The 17,196-nt window shown below is 60.4% G+C and carries 17 protein-coding genes; 13 read left to right on the top strand and 4 right to left on the bottom strand.

The genetic code is table 11. The features are described from left to right. Positions 1-44 precede the first annotated feature (44 nt). Positions 45-1,673: a polysaccharide biosynthesis protein UppM gene (gene uppM, locus ACIQUH_RS23210; RefSeq protein WP_400819488.1), complete on the top strand. Its 1,629-nt coding sequence runs from the start codon at positions 45-47 to the stop codon at positions 1,671-1,673. Positions 1,674-1,697: 24 nt separating this feature from the next. On the opposite strand, the gene ACIQUH_RS23205 is transcribed toward uppM, so the two are convergent. Continuing rightward, the gene (locus ACIQUH_RS23205; protein WP_003509414.1) at positions 1,698-1,907 is read right to left on the bottom strand and encodes a hypothetical protein; all 210 of its coding nucleotides are present in this window, start codon (positions 1,905-1,907) and stop codon (positions 1,698-1,700) included. Between the two features lie 245 nt (positions 1,908-2,152). On the opposite strand from ACIQUH_RS23205, the gene uppL reads away from it, so the two are divergent. Together uppL and ACIQUH_RS23195 are read left to right on the top strand one after the other, a co-directional pair. Further along, positions 2,153-2,953 carry a polysaccharide biosynthesis UDP-hexose transferase UppL gene (gene uppL, locus ACIQUH_RS23200; protein WP_400819664.1) on the top strand — a complete coding sequence of 267 codons (801 nt, stop codon included), beginning with the start codon at positions 2,153-2,155 and terminating at the stop codon, positions 2,951-2,953. 177 nt (positions 2,954-3,130) lie between these two features. Then, positions 3,131-3,379 (top strand): hypothetical protein, encoded by a 249-nt coding sequence (locus tag ACIQUH_RS23195; RefSeq protein WP_400819484.1) that lies wholly within the window; start codon positions 3,131-3,133, stop codon positions 3,377-3,379. Positions 3,380-3,403: 24 nt separating this feature from the next. Here ACIQUH_RS23195 and uppJ read toward each other — a convergent pair whose 3' ends face one another. Both uppJ and uppH read right to left on the bottom strand, forming a co-directional pair. Then, the gene (uppJ, locus tag ACIQUH_RS23190; protein ID WP_400819481.1) at positions 3,404-4,348 is read right to left on the bottom strand and encodes a polysaccharide biosynthesis UDP-hexose transferase UppJ; all 945 of its coding nucleotides are present in this window, start codon (positions 4,346-4,348) and stop codon (positions 3,404-3,406) included. 8 nt (positions 4,349-4,356) lie between these two features. Continuing rightward, the gene (uppH, locus tag ACIQUH_RS23185; RefSeq protein ID WP_400819479.1) at positions 4,357-5,268 is read right to left on the bottom strand and encodes a polysaccharide biosynthesis endo-1,4-beta-xylanase UppH; all 912 of its coding nucleotides are present in this window, start codon (positions 5,266-5,268) and stop codon (positions 4,357-4,359) included. 212 nt (positions 5,269-5,480) lie between these two features. Here uppH and uppI point away from each other — a divergent pair, with 212 nt between their 5' ends. Both uppI and uppG read left to right on the top strand, forming a co-directional pair. After that, a complete protein-coding gene (gene uppI / locus ACIQUH_RS23180) occupies positions 5,481-6,548 on the top strand; it encodes a polysaccharide biosynthesis UDP-hexose transferase UppI (RefSeq protein ID WP_400819476.1) in 1,068 nt (355 codons plus the stop codon). 2 nt (positions 6,549-6,550) lie between these two features. Continuing rightward, positions 6,551-7,630, top strand: a complete 1,080-nt coding sequence (gene uppG / locus ACIQUH_RS23175) for a polysaccharide biosynthesis glycosyltransferase UppG (RefSeq protein ID WP_400819662.1) — start codon at positions 6,551-6,553, stop codon at positions 7,628-7,630. Between the two features lie 40 nt (positions 7,631-7,670). Here uppG and ACIQUH_RS23170 read toward each other — a convergent pair whose 3' ends face one another. Continuing rightward, positions 7,671-8,741 (bottom strand): GNAT family N-acetyltransferase, encoded by a 1,071-nt coding sequence (locus tag ACIQUH_RS23170; protein ID WP_400819659.1) that lies wholly within the window; start codon positions 8,739-8,741, stop codon positions 7,671-7,673. Positions 8,742-9,284: 543 nt separating this feature from the next. On the opposite strand from ACIQUH_RS23170, the gene uppW reads away from it, so the two are divergent. From uppW to ACIQUH_RS23130, 8 genes are all read left to right on the top strand, one after another. Next, on the top strand, positions 9,285-10,655 hold the full coding sequence (uppW, locus tag ACIQUH_RS23165) for a Wzy-type polysaccharide biosynthesis protein UppW (RefSeq protein WP_400819474.1): 1,371 nt from the start codon (positions 9,285-9,287) through the stop codon (positions 10,653-10,655). Positions 10,656-10,829: 174 nt separating this feature from the next. Beyond that, the gene (locus tag ACIQUH_RS23160) at positions 10,830-11,609 is read left to right on the top strand and encodes an ABC transporter ATP-binding protein (protein ID WP_400819471.1); all 780 of its coding nucleotides are present in this window, start codon (positions 10,830-10,832) and stop codon (positions 11,607-11,609) included. 40 nt (positions 11,610-11,649) lie between these two features. After that, positions 11,650-12,420, top strand: coding sequence for a transporter substrate-binding domain-containing protein (locus tag ACIQUH_RS23155; protein WP_400819469.1), 771 nt, complete (start codon positions 11,650-11,652; stop codon positions 12,418-12,420). A 22-nt stretch (positions 12,421-12,442) separates the two neighbouring features. Then, on the top strand, positions 12,443-13,165 hold the full coding sequence (locus ACIQUH_RS23150) for an ABC transporter permease (protein ID WP_400819467.1): 723 nt from the start codon (positions 12,443-12,445) through the stop codon (positions 13,163-13,165). A 12-nt stretch (positions 13,166-13,177) separates the two neighbouring features. Then, entirely contained in the window at positions 13,178-13,867 is a 690-nt protein-coding gene (locus ACIQUH_RS23145) for an ABC transporter permease (protein WP_400819465.1), read from the top strand. A 20-nt stretch (positions 13,868-13,887) separates the two neighbouring features. Continuing rightward, a complete protein-coding gene (locus ACIQUH_RS23140) occupies positions 13,888-14,802 on the top strand; it encodes a homocysteine S-methyltransferase family protein (RefSeq protein WP_400819463.1) in 915 nt (304 codons plus the stop codon). A gap of 136 nt (positions 14,803-14,938) precedes the next feature. Beyond that, the gene (locus ACIQUH_RS23135; RefSeq protein ID WP_400819460.1) at positions 14,939-15,511 is read left to right on the top strand and encodes an NADPH-dependent FMN reductase; all 573 of its coding nucleotides are present in this window, start codon (positions 14,939-14,941) and stop codon (positions 15,509-15,511) included. A 1-nt stretch (position 15,512) separates the two neighbouring features. After that, positions 15,513-16,715, top strand: a complete 1,203-nt coding sequence (locus tag ACIQUH_RS23130) for an MFS transporter (RefSeq protein ID WP_400819458.1) — start codon at positions 15,513-15,515, stop codon at positions 16,713-16,715. Positions 16,716-17,196 lie beyond the last annotated feature (481 nt).

Raw genomic sequence — 17,196 nt, 5'->3', positions numbered from 1 at the left:
TCTGTTGCCGGCCTTTTTGTGGTTCGTTCGAGTTGGATTGGCTGATGTACAGGCTTCAAAAGGCGGGACATAAGCAGGCACGTCCGCTCGATGAAAAAACGGCGCCTGCCGCGAGAACTCATGGTTCCCTGCTGGACGATCTGGTGGATGAGGACGAGGTTTTCGAGCGCACGGTGCTGAAGGAGCATCTTGAGCCCAAACCGGCGGCGACCGCCGCCGAGCCTGCTGCGGCCGAGACACCGATGAAGGCGGTTTCGCCAAGCGGTAGTCTGGCTGCCGCGCTGCCGGGCCTGAAATATATCGACAGGATCGGTGTGGATGACGTCATCCTCTGGCTTCGCCGGGGCATCGTCTGGATCGTGCTGGCGATTATTCTCTGCGTCGCCGGCGCACTCACCTACGCCTATATGACGCCGCCGCGCTACAAGGCCTATACGGATATCGTCGTTAATCCCTCCAACCTGAATGTCGTCAATGACGGGGTGTTTTCGCCCAATCAGCAGCGGGACACGCAGATCCTCGAGGTGGAAAGCAAGCTGCGCACCATCACCTCGCGCAACGTGCTGGCGCGGGTGGTGGACGAGTTGAAGCTCGATCAGGACCCCGAATTCATCAGCCCGCCGCCGCTTGCCCGGCTGAAGGCGATGTTCTCATCGAAACCTGATGATGATGACAACCGCGTCGGCGCGCTTCGCTCGCTCGGCGACCGGGTGGCGGCGGAACGCGATCCGCGCTCCTTCGTGGTCACGCTTTCGGTCTGGACCAATGACGCGGAGAAATCCGTGACCGTGTCAAAGGCCATCGTGAAGGCATTCGAAAGCGAGCTGTTCCAGACAAACTCCGACAGCAGCCAGCGTGTCGTCGACGATCTCAAGAAGCGGCTCGAGGAAATGCGCGAGAATGTCACCGCCGCCGAAAAGCGCGTGGCCGATTTCCGCCGCGAGAACGGACTGCAGGAAAATAATGGCCAGCTCGTCAGCAATCTCGCCTCCGGCGAATTGAACGCGCAGGTGCTTGCGACGCAGCAGCGGCTCATTCAGGAGGAATCCCGCCTGAAGCAGATGGAGGCGGCGATTGCCCAGAACCGCACACAAAGCGACGCCATTTTCGACAGCCAGACGATGAACACCATCCGCGCCCAATACAGCACGCTGCAACAGCAGATCGGCGCGATGACGCTGACCTATGGCGCCCGTCATCCGCGTCTCGCAACCGCAGGGGCGGAGCGGGCGATGCTGGAACGCGGCATGGCGGACGAGGCGCGGCGCATCCTGCAGGCGGCCAAGATCAATGTCGCCGAAGCGCGTTCCTCGCTCGATGCGCTCAGATTGAAGGCCGTGGCGGAGCGGGCCAATGTCTTTACCGACAATGAGGCGCAGGTGCGGCTGCGCGATCTCGATCGCGACGCCCGCTCGGCGGCGGCGATCTATGAGACTTACCTCACCCGCTCGCGCCAGCTTGCCGAACAGCAATCGATCGATTCCACCAATGTGCGGGTGATTTCGCAGCCGGTCGCGCCCAATTCCCGAAGCTGGCCGCCGGGCAAGCTGACCTTCCTGATCGCCGGCGGCATGGGCGGCCTGTTCCTCGGTCTGGCGATCGCCGTGGCGCTCGGCCTCTGGGGGTATCTGCGGCGGGACGATCACGCGCAAGCAGCGGCGCGTTATGCCTGATCGGGGAGCGCCTGCCTGCCGGGCTTATTCTTCCGAGATAAGGCCATCATAAACTTCGAGCAGGGCGGCGGCGATGGCGGCGCCCAGCGCATTGCCCGCATCGCGAATGCCCGCCTCGTCGCCGTCGCGCACCGAAATGGCCAGATCGGAGGCTTCGTTGGCGACGATTTCCTTTGCCCGTTCTATCGCCCAGAGGCCGAAATCGCCGCGATTGTCGATCGAGATTGTTTCCATGGCGAAGACCTTTCCGTGGTTTGATGTCGTGGTCCCTTACCCCACCGGCGGGAAAACCGGAATAGGCGACAGGAGTGGCGCACAACCTTCAGGCGTGTAAAATGCCCGCGACATACCGGGATTTATAAAAATATTAATGATAGTTCTTCGTAGTGTCTGAAGCCTTATACCCTATGCATAAGCGTGAACATAACAATGAAACGATGCCTATCTTGGACACCGGACAGATCATGACAGGGAGAGAGATGCCGGATGTGGGAACGCCAGGCCAGGTCTGGCCGGTCATTCCCCTTGCGGCGTTGCCCATCACTGACGCGACCATCGATGAAACGGCGCAGGATTTCATTCTGCGCGCGACGAGCGAGCGCGTGGCCGGTGCAAGACCGTTTTATTCGACCTCGGCGAACGGCCAGGTCATTGCGCTCTGCCATCACGACCGGGAATTCGACGCCATGCTGCGGCAGGCGGACCAGATTCACGCCGATGGCATGTCGCTGGTGATCTTCTCCCGCAAGTTCTGCCGGCAGGCGCTGAGGGAACGGGTCGCGACGACCGACCTGGTGCACGCGGTCGCCAGGCGCGCCGAAGAAACGGGCAGCCGGTTTTATTTCCTCGGCGGTTCGGAAGAGGTGAACCGCGCGGCTGTGGAAGAAATGCAGACGCTATATCCGCGTCTCGTATTTTCGGGACGGCGCAACGGTTATTTCAGCCGGGCCGAGGAAGAAGCGATCCTCGCCGATATCGCCGCGTCGAAAACGGATATTCTCTGGGTCGGCTTCGGCATACCGCTGGAGCAGCGTTTCGTCTCGCGCAATCTGGACAGGCTTTCCGGCGTTGCCGTGATCAAGACCTGCGGCGGCCTTTTCGATTTCCTCGCCGGCAAGAACAGCCGGGCGCCGCAGTGGATGCAGGATATGGGGCTGGAATGGCTCTACCGGGCGATGCTCGAGCCGAAGCGGCTTGGAAAACGGTATCTGCTGACCAATCCTATCGCCATATATGCGCTTCTGAAACATCGCTTCGGGACGCCGGGTCAGGGCGGTTAAAGCTGCGGCGAGCCTCTTCCGCAGCAGGCATATCGCATTGCATCAGTTACATCAGCTTTCCCTAACTTATTGAGGAAACGGGCTTTGCTGTGGAAATTCGTTGCAACTGCGAAGGAGCGCGCTACACTGTCCCAATATTAGAAATTTATTCGAATCAGAGATATTTTGGGGACACCCATGGTGATTACGTCCATTTCTCTTTTCATATATGGAATTGGCACCGCCGCCTCTCTCGCCATGACCTATATTGAAGGTGCACGCCGCGACAAGAGCTGGGATTTTTACCGGGTGACCGGCATTGTCCTTTGTTTCTTCTGGCCGGTGCTGGTGCCGCTCCTCGTTCTTGCGACGGCCTTTTCATCGCTCGGTTTGCAGAAACGGCGCATGAACCCGCTGTCGTTTGGCCGGGAAAAGACCCTCAGCTAACCCCGTGGCGGGAACGATTGCGGCTCAGCCCTTCTTCGCCGGTGCCTTATAGGGCGTGAGCGTTATTCCAAGGCTTGCCATCACGCGGCCGATGGACATCAGCGGCGGATGCGTTGCGGGCAGGAATGTGCCGGTTTTCAGCCCAGCGGAAACGGCGCGCACCAGAGACAGGCACAGGCTGACGGCATTTTTGGCGGCGAGAAGCAGCCCGCCTTTCAGGCCGGGGCGGCGGGCGCGGTCGATGCTGTAATTGATGATGCCGGTGCGGAGCGAGCGCTCCATGATCCAGCGCGGCGCCATGCGGCTTTCCGGCACATATTCGATGATGACGGCGCGGGCATTCCAGGCAAACTTAAAGCCGGCCTTGCGGCAGCGGGTAAAGAAATCCATGTCGCCGCCGCCGAGGAAGTTGAACTGCACGTCGAATTCCGGTTTCGGCAGGGTTTCGAACACCTGCCGCGCGATCAGGCAATTGCCCGATCCGTGGATTTGCTCGACCGGGCCGGTCGGTGCTTCGATGGAGCCGAACAGCGGATGCGAGAGAACCGCCTTGGAAGCCGGTGCGTCGAATTCGCGGTTGACCGGTCCGCCAACGATATCGACGCCGAAGGTTTTTGCCGCCGAGACCATTTCCGCAAGCCAGGCCGGGGAGGCGGCCTCGTCGTCATCGATCATCAGGAACCATTGCGCTGATGGATAACTCTGCCGTGCGGTGCGGAAGGCCGTGTTGATGGCGTAACAATTGCCCTGGGTCGGCTCCACCAGTGCCTGACCCGCCATGCCGTTTTCGGCAAAAAAGGCGCGCGCGACGGCAAGGCCCTGCTGGCCCGCGCCATCATTATCGACCACGACGACAGCGAAGGGAAAATCGACCTTCTGGGCTGCAAGCGATGCAAGCGTCTTTTGCAGGCCTTCCGGCCGGCGGAAACTTGGAATGCACACCACTGCTTCCGGCATGATCTCGGGCATGGAAACTCCTAAATTCCGGCCAGTGCGGCGGCGGAAAAGACCACGGCCCTGAGGCTCTGGCGCGGGCGGTTGAGGATGGTATCGGCAAGCGCCGAGAATGCTTCGCGGTAACGGCGGGCGCGGAAGGCCTGGGCCACGGTATAGGCATTCATGTGGTTTTCGGACCGGTGGCGAAGCCGCCGCAGTTCCTGCGGGGAAATGGCGGCGACGATGGCGGGATCGGAAAACACGGCTTCGATGGCCGGCTCGCAGTCGCGAAAGGTCAAGAGCCTGTTCATCATCACGCTCGTTCTGTGCACGCGGTAATCGAGCACATGGCAGCCGGGAAGATAAACGAAGCGGCCGGCGGCGGCCAGCCGGCACCAGCCATACCAGTCTTCCGCATAACGCAAGGTCTCGTCGAAACCGCCGAAATCCTGAAAGATGCGGGTTCTGACCAGCATGATGCCGCCATTGACGATGAAGTTGCCGCCGAGCAGCGGCTGGAGAATGAAACCGTCTGGCTTTTCCCGGCGGCGGATGAGGTTGCGCCGGCCGATCTTTGTGCCGTTTTCGTCGATGCGCTCATAATCGCCGTAGACGGCGACGACATCAGGGCCGGAGATGCCCGCGCACAAAGCCGCGATGGCGCCCGGTTTCAGGCGGTCATCGGCATCGAGAAACATCGTCCATTCGCCGCGGGCCTGTGAGAGGCCGAAATTGCGCACGGCGGAAACGCCCTGCCTTCCCTGTGGCCGGGCCAGCAATTTGACGCGCGGATCGCAAAAGCCTTCCACCCTTTGCGCGGTGGCGTCGGTGGAGCCGTCATCGACGACAAGCACTTCGCGGATGGTCTCACCCTGCAGCAACACGCTTTCGATCGCTTCCACGATGTAACGCTCGCCATTGCGAACGGGAATGACAATCGAAACGGAGACCAAGCTTTTCAACTCCATGAGGGGCGGGCCAAGCATTCTCACAGTGAAGTTACTACCGCATTAAGCGGGGCTCACCAATTATGACGTGGTATAGCGTCGGTTAACCTTGCAAATCTTTAATATCCTTTTGGCATGATTGGAATGTTATGTTTTGAGAATGAGCGCGTGGTGTGTCCCTTCGGATGCCGGCGCGCCGGGGTTGCGGAGGCGGGTTGATGCGGATCGGGCGGCGGAATTTTCTGGGCGGTGCGGCAAGCGCTGGCCTGTTGCATGCCGTGGCCGGCCCGGCCTTTGCCGCGCAGAAAAAAGCGGCGATCAAAACCGCCCCTTATGGCGCCGCCGTCTACCTGCCTGATCTTACCGCCGACAGCCGCATCGGCGAGGCGGTGGTGAAATATTGCTCGCGCATCACCCCCGTTACTGAAATGAAATGGGAGGTGATGCGGCCTTCGGCAGAGGTGTTCGATTTCGCCGCCGCCGATGCACTCGCCAACTTCGCGCGCCAGCACAAGCTTTCCATGCATGGCCATCCGCTGATCTGGTATGCCTCCAACGCGCCGTGGCTTGCCAGTGTTGGCGGCGCGAAGGTCGAGAAGCTGATGGAGACCCATATCGTCACGGTGATGGAACGTTATAAGGACGTGATCCACAGCTGGGATGTGGTCAACGAACCGATCCCCGACGTGCCTGCCAATGTACGTGCGCGGCGCGATGCCTGGTATTACGGCGCCGGGCCTGATGCCATCAAGAAGGCTTTCGACATCGCCCATGCGGTCGATCCGAAGGCGCAGCTCGTGCTCAACGAATATGATGTGGAATTCGCCGCGGAGAAATCGCCGGCCAAGCGTGCGGCCTTCCGCAATCTCATCCTCGAACTGCTCGAAAAGGGTGCGCCGATCAACGCCGTCGGGCTGCAGGGGCATCTGCGCGGCGGCTGGCCCATCGCCAAGGACGAACTTGCCGCCTTCACGACGGAAATGCGCGGTTACGGCCTTGCCGTTCTGGTGACGGAACTCGATGTGATGGACCAGACGCTGCCCGCACCGGAGGCCGAACGCGATATGCTGATCAATGGCCAGGTCCGCGAGTTTCTGGAAGCGGCTTCGGCGGGCGGCTCGCTTTCCTCCATCACCACATGGGGCATTTCGGATCAATATAGCTGGATCCGCTGGGCCTATCCGCGCCGCGACGGCACGGCCAACCGGCCGTTGCCGCTCGACTGGAGTTTCAACGAAAAACCCATGATGGCCGTCATCAATGAATTCCGGAACCGTGGTGCATGACTATGAATGCTGAAATGCCGCTTCCTCCCGTGCAGAAGGCGCTGCAAATCAACCTGCACCCCTTCGATGCCCCGCATGCGGCCCTTACCCTGCCGCATCAGCTCAGGGTCTGGGGCGGGCAGGTGGACCGTATTCTCCTGACTGTCGATACGGGCCAAGTCGGTGCCGGTCGATACAAGGGCAATGGTTTTGATGCGGCGCGCCAGCGTCTCTTCGACATGCTGGAGGAAATGCAAACCAATTATCCGCATCTGCATGTGGATATCGTCGATTACAGCGATGCGGCGCGCGCCGCGGTGACGCAGACCTTCTTTCCCCGCTCGCCGACATCCTATCCGGCCAAGGCTTTCGATGGCGGGCCTTTCCATGTCTATTTCTACGGGCTGAAACGCGCCAACGCCCGTTATGTACTGCACATGGACAGCGACATGATGTTCGGTGGCGGCAGCCAGAGCTGGTTCGGTGAAGCGATTGCGCTGCAGAAGGCCAATCCGGATGCGCTGTGCATCACGCCCTTTTCGGGACCGCCGACGGTGCGTGGCGATCTCGATATTTCCCGCCATGTCGGCATGCCCGGCGTGAAGAATATTCCTGCGCCGCGCAAGCTGCCGTCGCGTATTCCCACCTGGCGTTTCGCCACCGTGTCCACCCGGCTTTTCATGATCGACATGGACCGTTTTGCGAAACGCATCGGCTCGCTGGAATTGCTGAGGCCGGATGTCAAACGGCGCATCCGCTCCTACGCCTATAACCAGCAGCCGGTGTCGATGCCCGCCGAGGAGGTGCTGAGCACGAACATGATGCGCACCGGTGTCTATCGCCTCGATTTTCTCGGCACGGGCAAGGGCATGTATTCTCTGCATCCGCCCTATCGCTCACCGGAATTTTATGCGGCGCTCGCCTCCATCGTCGAGCGCATCGAAAAGGGCGATATTCCCGAAGGCCAGCTCGGTGACTTCGATATCAACGGATCGATGGTGGACTGGACCAGCGCATTGGCGGCCAAGACGCGCTCCAAACGCTATGCGAAAGCGTTGCGCCATCTCATCTCGGCCAATGTCGGGCGGTTCAGCAAGGCTTGAGGGTTTTCGTCCGTCTTCCGTCGTGAGGCCGGGCGGGGGCTCAATAGTCGGTGATGAGCTTGCTCCAGCTTTCCGAGCACAGCCCGCCAATATAGATGTCGCCGGCCAGCGCTTTTTCCCGCAGGGCGTCATCCCGTGTCGCCATGCAGAAGTAACCGTCATGGCGGAAGCTCATGTGGTTCTGGCGGTAAAGCGCGTTGATGAGAAAGGGCTGCGCCATGCCGGTGACATGGGCATAGTTCTCGTCATCGAAATGGCGGAACAGGGTGTTGAGGACATCGTTTTCACATCCGGCATCGCAGACGAGATTGAGCACATAGGCCGTTTTTCCCCGCTGGCCGAAAAACAGCGCGGCACCCATGACATGGCCTTCGGCATTCTCAATCGTCAGGCCTTTCAAGTCGCCGAGGCTTTCATTGGCCCGGCTCATCTCTGTCAGCCAGTGGAACTCCTCATGGGACCATTCCGGGCGGATGGAAAAACGCTCGATCATCGCGAGCGCCCTGCGGCGGAAGGTTTCGTAATCCACCGGTCTTACCACGGCGCCGACGACCTCCTGCGGTCTCAGCCCCTTTTTCCACCGCCGCAGGAGCCCATCCACAAATCCGAGCGTGGTCAGGGCAAGCGTGGTTTTGGCCAGTTTCGAACGGCGCGGCATGCGCAAAGCGATGGTGCAGAAGGGCTTGAGCGCCTTGTGCCATTGCAGGCTTTCAATCGGCAACATGTTGCCGCCGGTCGCCACCCAGTGATCGGCGCTGACGGGTGACGCCGTATCCGAGAACAACATGTCGTGTTTCGAGGCCCGCATGCCCCGGGACAGCCGCGCGGCCCCGAGCGCGCCACGTTTTCCGTCCGATGCGAAGGCGCAGAGCAGCCTTGCGGTAATGGTTTTTCCATTCGCGACGAAACGCATGGGCACGGCGAGGATGACGCTGGTGACCCCGTTTTCCCCGGCATCGTAGACAACGCTGCCGTTTTCCGGACTGAAAGCGGGGCTGCCGAAAAACAGTTTTTCGATATAGGCGCGGAAATCGAAGTTCCGTTCCTGCCCGGTCTTCTTGAAAGCGCTGTTGAGCACGGCTTCGACCGCCGGGACGTCTTCCCTGCGCATGGGGCGGATGCCGGACACACCGATTTGAACCGGGCGTTGTGTCAACTGACCGCTGTCGCCATCGTCCATATGGGTGTGTATCGGAACGTCCACCGTCGGCCCCCACCTTTTTGCGTATTGACGAAATCAACCATAGGCAGCGTATATTTGAATGTCTTAATATAGATATAAAACCCGCAATCCGGCGAGATTGAAAATATCAAATTTTGAATAAATCATATTAATATCAGTATATTAGTCTGCATAAATCGCATCAGTTGAGGTTAACAAAATATACTCAACCAAGCAACCTTTGGATGAAATTAGGATAAATTTTTGTAGATGTTTTTTTGGGATCGGAGGTTAATTTCTGGAGGCTTCTGTCTTGTCCCCTGTCTCCAGCTTTCGATCTCCTGAGGAAAAGGGCACAATCGTGGTGCTATTTCCCCGTGCATCGCGAATAACTAAAAAATAGGATTTGCGCGGGATATTCGTATTATCGAATATGCGAAGCACGAGTTTCAATGTGGGTGGCTTCAGGAAAGAGGGAGAGAAAAACCCCTTATGGATGCAGCGCATGGCGAACAGGGCCGGGGCTACTGGCGGGACGCGTTGTTTTACGTGACGTTCCTGTTTTTCACTGTCGGCTTTTCACCCTATATCTCGCTCTCGTCGACCTATCAGGGCTCCGCCATGGCGGCCGGGTCCAACCTGCTCAACCAGTTGACCGCGATCATCCTGTTTTTCAGTTTCCTCGCCTTCATGGCGAAGGAGCGGTCGTTTTCCATCCTCTTCATGCCGCGCCTGCTGATGGCGGCGATTTTCGGCTGGTTTGTGCTGACGTCGCTGGCGGGCGAAGCGCCGCTGTTTTCGCTGAGGCGGTTGGTCATGTGCGCGATTATCTGCGTGCTTGCCGGCGGTTTCCTGCAATTGCCGCGCACCGAGCGGCATTTCACGACGCTGCTCGCCACATGCGCCCTGATCATATTGTTCCTGTGCTATTTCGGAATCACCGTGCTGCCCTCGCGCTCGATTCATCAGGCCAGCGATGCGCTGGAGCCGCTGCTGGCGGGGGACTGGCGCGGGGTTTTCCGCCATAAGAACGAGGCCGCCTCGGTCATGGCGGTGTTGATCATCGTCGGTATTTATCTCTGCAAGCGCTGGTCCTTCATCGGCGGGCTGTCGGTGCTGTTGCTGTCGCTGGTCTTTCTGGTCAAGTCGGGCGGCAAGACCGCGCTCGGGCTGATGCCGATCATCATTGCGACAGGCTGGTTCATCCTGCGCTGGCCGCGCTGGCGTTATACGGTCGTGACCCTGTTTCTGGCGGTTTTCGCGCTGGTGACCGTCGGCACCACGGTCGATCCCGTCTTTTCGCAGATGCTGACGAAGCTCGGGCTCGACGCCAGCTTTACCGGCAGAAGGGATATCTGGACCGTCGCCATCGATTACATCCGCCAAAGCCCGCTTCTGGGATACGGCTATCAGGCCTTCTGGCGCAGCGACGCCCTGATGTCGAGTTTCACCGAGAACAATACCTGGGCTACGACCGCGCCGGATTCGCACAATGGTTATTTCGACCTTCTGCTGGCCGGTGGCGTGCCGGGTCTGGTGTTGGTGATGGTGTGGATTTATCTCCTGCCGCTGCACTATCTCGGCAAAATGAACGAGGCCACGCGCAACAGTCCGCTGACGCGGCTTTATGTCGGCGTATGGCTTTATGTGCTGCTCTACGGCTTTCTGGAAACGCTGTTTTTCCTCAGTACGGGCTTCGTCTGGTTCTTCCTCATCGTCGCCGTGATGGGCCTGCATCTGCAGGCCAATGCCAGCCTCGTGGAAGACGAGGCGGAGGGGGAACCGGCGAGAGCCGGCGGTGGAGCGGGCATCGCCCCGACACCGCTGCCGGGGCAGGCCTCCCCTGTCGTTCGCTCCAGATGATATTTTGAAATGATTTTTCGTTGCAAATATGTAAAAGAGCCGATTGTTGCGCGCGTCTGCAGCTATTTTCGCTAAACATGCGCGGCTCAAGTCTTTGTTATTGTGCACGCTCCATCGCAAAACCCCTGGCATTGGCGTGGCGGCACTCAAAAAACGGATCGGCAAGGTCAATCGATGGCAGATACAGGCGCCTGCGCGCTCGAGGCGGATGACATCCACAAGAGCTTCGGCACGCATGAAGTTTTGAAGGGCGTTTCACTGCAGGCCCACAAGGGCGATGTCATCTCGATCATCGGGTCTTCCGGCTCCGGCAAAAGCACCTTTCTGCGCTGCATGAATTTTCTCGAAACGCCGGATCGCGGCCGCGTCATCGTCAATGGCGAGGAAATCGCCACGAAAACCGGTCGCGACGGCAAGGCGGTGCCGAAAAGCTGGCGGCAGGTGGAAAAACTGCGCACCGGCCTCGGCATGGTGTTCCAGAATTTCAATCTCTGGGCCCATCGCACGGTTCTCGAAAACGTCATCGAGGCGCCCGTTCACGTTCTCGGCGTCAGACGGCAGGAGGCGGTCGAGAAGGCCGAAGCCCTGCTGAACAAGGTTGGGCTTTATGACAAGAAAAACGCCTATCCGGCATTCCTTTCCGGCGGGCAGCAGCAGCGCGCCGCGATCGCACGCGCGCTCTGCATGGAGCCGGCTGTGATGCTGTTCGACGAACCCACTTCGGCGCTCGATCCGGAACTGGTGGGCGAGGTTCTGAAGGTCATCCGCGATCTGGCCGAGGAAGGCCGCACCATGCTGCTTGTCACCCACGAAATGCGCTTTGCGCGCGATGTGTCCTCTCAGGTCGTGTTTCTGCATCAGGGCCGGGTGGAGGAGGCGGGGCCGCCGGCGCAGGTGTTCGGCAACCCCTTGAGCGCGCGGTGCCGTGAATTCACCGGCGCGCTCGCCCATTGACCCATTTGCCTGACAGTTTGTTTTAACAGGAGAGACTTGAATGAAATTCTTCGCCACGCTGCTTGCCGGAACGGCATTTGCGTTTTCCGCCTTCACGGCCAGCGCCGACGTGCGCTTCGGCATCATGAACGAGGCCTATCCGCCCTTCTTCGCCAAGGATGCCAGCGGCAAGTGGCAGGGCTGGGAAATCGATCTCATGGACGCCGTCTGCGCGGAAATGAAGGAAAAATGCTCGATCGTCGAACTATCCTGGGATGGCCTCATCCCGGCGCTGCAGACGAAGAAATTCGACGTCATCTGGTCCTCCATGTCGAACACGGAAGAGCGCCAGAAGATCATCGATTTCACCGATAAATATTACAACACGCCGAGCAAGCTGATCGGCGCCAAGGGCGAAAAGCCGGGTGCGACGGCCGAGGACGTCAAGGGCAAGACCATCGGCATTCAGGTGGCGACCATCCAGTCCGAATATTACAAGAAATATTTCGCCGGTGTCGCCGATGAGAAGACCTACCAGACGCTGGACGAGGCGTTTCAGGATCTCGCCGCCGGCCGCATCGATTATGTCTTCGGCGATTCCATCGTTCTCGACGCTTTCGTGAAGAGCGATGCGGGCAAGGATTGCTGCGCCGACATGGGCGATGTCGCCGACGACAAGGAAATCCTCGGTCTCGGCGTTTCGGGCGGCCTGCGCAAGGAAGACACCGAACTCAAGACCAAGCTGAATGCGGCAATTGCCGCCGTGCGCGCCAGCGGCAAATATGACGAGATCACCAGGAAGTACTTCAGCTTCAATATTTACGGGCAGTAATTCCATCTGATCGGTCACGCATATGGCAAGCCTTGAAACCACGTTGCAACTTCTGTCTCCCTATCCTCCGGGATGGGGCGGCACCCTGTTGAAGGGTGCGGCGTCGACGCTTGCCATTTCCGCCGGCGCCTATCTGATCGGCCTTGCCATCGGCATGGCCGGGGCGCTTGGCAAACTTTCGGGCAACAGGCCGCTTGGCCTGCTGCTCAACCTCTATACCACCGCGATCCGCGCCGTTCCCGAACTGATCCTCATCGTCGGGCTTTATTATGCCGGGACGGATGGCCTCAACCGGCTGCTGCTGCTCGCGGGCATGCCGCCGCTGGAGGTCAACGGTTTCGTTGCCGCCGTTGCGGTTCTGGGTTTCGTGCAGGGGGCCTATATGACCGAGGTTCTGCGCGGCGCGATCCTCGCCATTCCAAACGGGCAGATCGAGGCGGCACGCGCCTTCGGCATGTCGCCCGCCTTACGGTTCCGCCGGGTGGTTTTGCCCGCGCTGTTGCCGAATGCCTTGCCGGGGCTCGGCAATCTCTGGCTTGCCGTGACCAAGGACAGCGCCCTGGTGGCGGTCGTCGGTTATCAGGAACTGGCGCTGGCGACACGTCTTGCCGGGGCCAGCACCAAGCAATATTTCCTGTTCTTCCTTGCGGCAGCGTTTCTTTATCTCGCGATCACGCTCGTCTCCAACCTCGTCTTTTCGATGCTGGAACGCCGGGTGCGGCGCGGCCAGCCGGCCCTGGCCTGAGGAGGGGACGGCATGGATTTTTCCTGGGTCGCGAAATATTGGCCGCTGCTTCTTTCGGGTGCATGGCAGACGGTGGCGCTGCTCGTCATCTCCGTCAGCATCGGGTTTCTTCTGGCCATCGGGCTTGCCTTTTCGCAGGTGAGCGGCGGGCGGGTGACGAAAACCCTGGCGCGGGCCTATTGCACCTTCTTCCGCGGCACGCCGCTGCTCATCCAGCTCTGGCTGCTTTATTATGGCGTCGGCTCGCTTCTGCCGATGATCCCCGGCCTGCGCCAGAGCTTCATGTGGCCGGTGCTGCGCGAGGGGTTCTTCTTCGCAGCCGTCAGCTTCACGCTGAATTATGCGGCCTACGAGGCAGAGGTCCTGCGCGGTGCGCTTTTGGCCGTGCCGAAAGGCGAGCTGGAGGCCGGCAGGGCTTTCGGCATGGGCCGTTTCACCCTCATTCGCCGCATCTGGCTGCCGCGCGCCATCCGCATCGCGCTGCCGACCATTGCCGGCGAGGTGGTGATGCAGCTGAAAGCGACGCCGCTTGCTTTTACCGTGACTGTCATGGACCTCTACGCCGTGGCCTACAAGGTGCGGCAGGATACGCTGCTGGTCTATGAACCGCTGATCGTCGTCACCGTCTTTTATCTCATTCTCACCGCCATCATCGCCCGCTGTTTCGGCCTTGTCGAACGGCAGGTGCCGGTCCGGCGGTAAATCATTCAAGGAGTATCAACATGGGCACTATCCGTATTCTCGACGGCGGCATGAGCCGCGAATTGCAGCGGCTCGGCGCCGAGCTGAAACAGCCGGAATGGTCGGCGCTGGCGCTTATCGACGCGCCCGAGATCGTGCGGCAGGTACATCAGGAATTTATTGAGGCCGGCGCCGATGTCGTCACCACCAATTCCTATGCGCTGGTGCCGTTTCACATTGGCGAGGAGCGTTTTCAGAAGGATGGCGCATCGCTGATCGCCCTCTCGGGCAAGCTGGCGCGCGAAGCGGCGGATGCTTCCGGCCGCAGGGTGCTGGTGGCGGGTTCGCTGCCGCCGATCTTCGGTTCCTATGAGCCGCAGAATTTCGATGCGGGTCGGGTGCAGGCCTATCTCAAGGTGCTGGTCGACAATCTCGCCCCTTCCGTCGATGTCTGGCTCGGCGAGACGCTGAGCCTGATCGCCGAAGGCGAAGCGGTACGTCAGGCCGTTGCGGCAACCGGCAAACCGTTCTGGATTTCCTTCACGCTTAACGACGATGCAACCGCAACCGGCGGCGCAGAGCCGATGCTGCGCTCGGGTGAAACGGTGAAGGCCGCCGCCGAATGGGCGGCGCAATCGGGTGCCGCTGCGCTTCTGTTCAATTGCAGCAAACCGGAAGTGATGAAGGCTGCCGTCGAGACGGCCGCCGCCGTCTTTGCGGAAAAGGCTGTGTCGCTCGAAATCGGCGTTTATGCCAATGCCTTTGAAGGCGAGCAGGGCGATTCCGCCGCCAATGAGGGCCTGCACGGCACCCGTGCCGACCTGACCGACGATGTCTATTCCCGTTTTGCCTGCTCCTGGGCGGATGCGGGCGCAACCATGATCGGCGGCTGCTGCGGCATTGGTGCAGCGCACATCCACAAGGTTGCGACAGCGCTGCGGCGCGCGGCCGCCTGAAGCGGCCCGCCCAGTGCCACTGGCAGAGATGGATGCGGCAGGTTTTGAACCTGCCGCTTTTTTTATGCATGGCTCTTGACCTCAACTATAGTTGAGGAATTATCAGGACATGGAACATACTGTTGAAGGACGTTCCATGAGCGATAATACACTTTCCATCCGGATCATATTTGGCAGCGCCCGCAACCCGCGCTTCTGCGATGTCATCGGCAAATGGCTGCTGGAGCGGCTCGAGGCGCTGCCGGGACTGGAGCTTGTGGTCATCGACCCGCGCGAACTCGATCTGCCGCAGGACCACGCGCCCGAGCGCGCCTCGGTGCGGCAGCTCCGGCAAAGCCTCGATGGCGCCGATGCCTTCATCGTCGTCACGCCGGAATATAACCGCAGTTACCCCGGCGCGCTGAAGGTGCTGATCGATTCCGCCTATGACGAATGGGGCGCCAAACCGGTGGCCTTCGTGTCCTATGGCGGCATTTCCGGCGGCCTGCGCGCCGCCGAGCAGCTTCGCCCCGTCTTTGCGGAACTGCATGCGGTGACGATCCGCGATGTCGTCAGCTTCGCCAATCCCTGGGATCGCGTGGATGCCGCAGGCCAGTTCGACGCCGGCGCGCCGGCGGCAGGCGCGCTGGAGACAATGATGAGCAAGCTCGGCTGGTGGGCACGTGCGCTGAAACAGGCGCGGTCCGCAACGCCTTACAAGGAGGCGTGAAATGGCCGAAAAATCCCTCGCGTTGAAAATGACGCTGCTGTTCGTCGCCACACTCACCATCATGGCCGGAACCACGGTCGCGCCGTCGTTGCCCGCCATCGAGCAGACTTTCCTGTCGACGCCGCATGTGGATATCATGAGCCGAATGGTGCTGACGCTGCCCTCGGTTTTCGTGGCTTTCTGCGCGCCCGTTGCCGGTGTGCTGGCGGATCGCTTCGGCCGCAAGCGGCTGCTGCTGGGCGCGATCCTGCTCTATAGCCTTTCCGGCATGTCCGGCCTTTTTGCCGACAGTCTTGCCGGCCTGCTCGTCGGGCGGGCTTTTCTCGGTCTGGCGATCGGCGCCATCATGACGATCGGTACGGCATTGGTAGGCGATTATTTCGAGGGTCCGGCGCGGGAGCGCTATCTCGGCCTGCAGCAGGCCTTCACCCAGATCGGCGGCGTCGTTTTTGTGGTGGCGGGTGGTTTGCTGGCGGATCTGCACTGGCGCGCGCCCTTCGCGGTCTATGCCGTCGCCTTGCTCATTCTGCCGGCGGCCTTGCTCTTTCTGACGGAGCCGGCGAGGGCCGATGGTCCCATCAAAGCCGGCGGCGAACAGGATCTTGCGGTCAACTGGCTGCTGGTGGGCGTGCTGGCGCTGGCGGTATTCCTCGTCAACGCCCTCTTCTACACCATTCCCTCGCAACTGCCGTTTTTCCTGCGGGAGCTTGGAGTGTTTTCCGGCAGCATTGCGGGATACGCCATCGGCATTTTCAATCTGGCCGGGGCGCTGGCGGCGCTCAATTTCGGGCGGTTGCGGGCAAGGGCCAGCGTGACCGCCATCATTGCCGCCGGGCTGGTGTCGATGGCGACGGGTTTTGCGCTGCTTGCCATGGCCGGGGGGCTGCTCGCCATGCTGTCGTCGCTTGCGGTGGTGGGGTTTGGTCTCGGCGTGGTGATGCCGGGTATCATGTCCACCACCATCATGCTCGCACCCCCGCGCCTGCGCGGGCGCATCGCCGGCATCGTCACGGCTTCGATGTTTCTCGGGCACTTCATGTCGCCGCTGGCAAGCCAGCCATGGATCGCCCGGTTCGGTTTTGCCGCCACCTATCGTGACATAGCCGTGATATTCGCCGCCATGGCCGGACTTGCCGTCCTGGCCGCCATTTTGCAGCGGTGGACGGCCATGCGAAGAGCGCGGGTTTTTACGCCAGGCGGTTGAGGACGGGTTCCGGGGGCAAAAAAGCATCCATGCTTTGCCGGCCGTAATGTGAAGGAATTGTAAAGTTTTTAACTATAACAATTTTATGAGAAAATAAATTAAGGGGAGAGGCTGACAGCTAGCTTGCCTTCGCCTTTCCCCCCGGAATTTAGTCTGGCGTTTCCGCCTGCTGGCGGGTCGCTGTGCCAAATCCGTGGGTAGCGGCCGGTCCGTATTTGAAGGGACCGGCGGCTTTCTTCGGCGCATGCATGATGCAGAGCGGCCACAGCCGATGATGCGGCTAACCGAGCCTCGATGATCGGGGCGCTCGACGTGCAATGTCAGTCTTGCCGAACACCTCCGGCACGGGGAAGGAGCGGTTTTTCAATGACGTGAGGTTTTCCGTGTGAATAGCCCCGAGTTTCGTAGACACCCTCGGGTTAGATTTTCTGCTGCTTCTCGAACTCGACGGGCGACAGCATCCCGTTCCTGACGTGTTTGC

Source organism: Agrobacterium sp. NPDC090283 (genome assembly GCF_044769685.1).
GTDB lineage: Bacteria > Pseudomonadota > Alphaproteobacteria > Rhizobiales > Rhizobiaceae > Agrobacterium.
The sequence above is the reverse complement of the archived record's forward strand: the minus strand, read 5'-3'. Positions and strand labels throughout refer to the sequence as shown.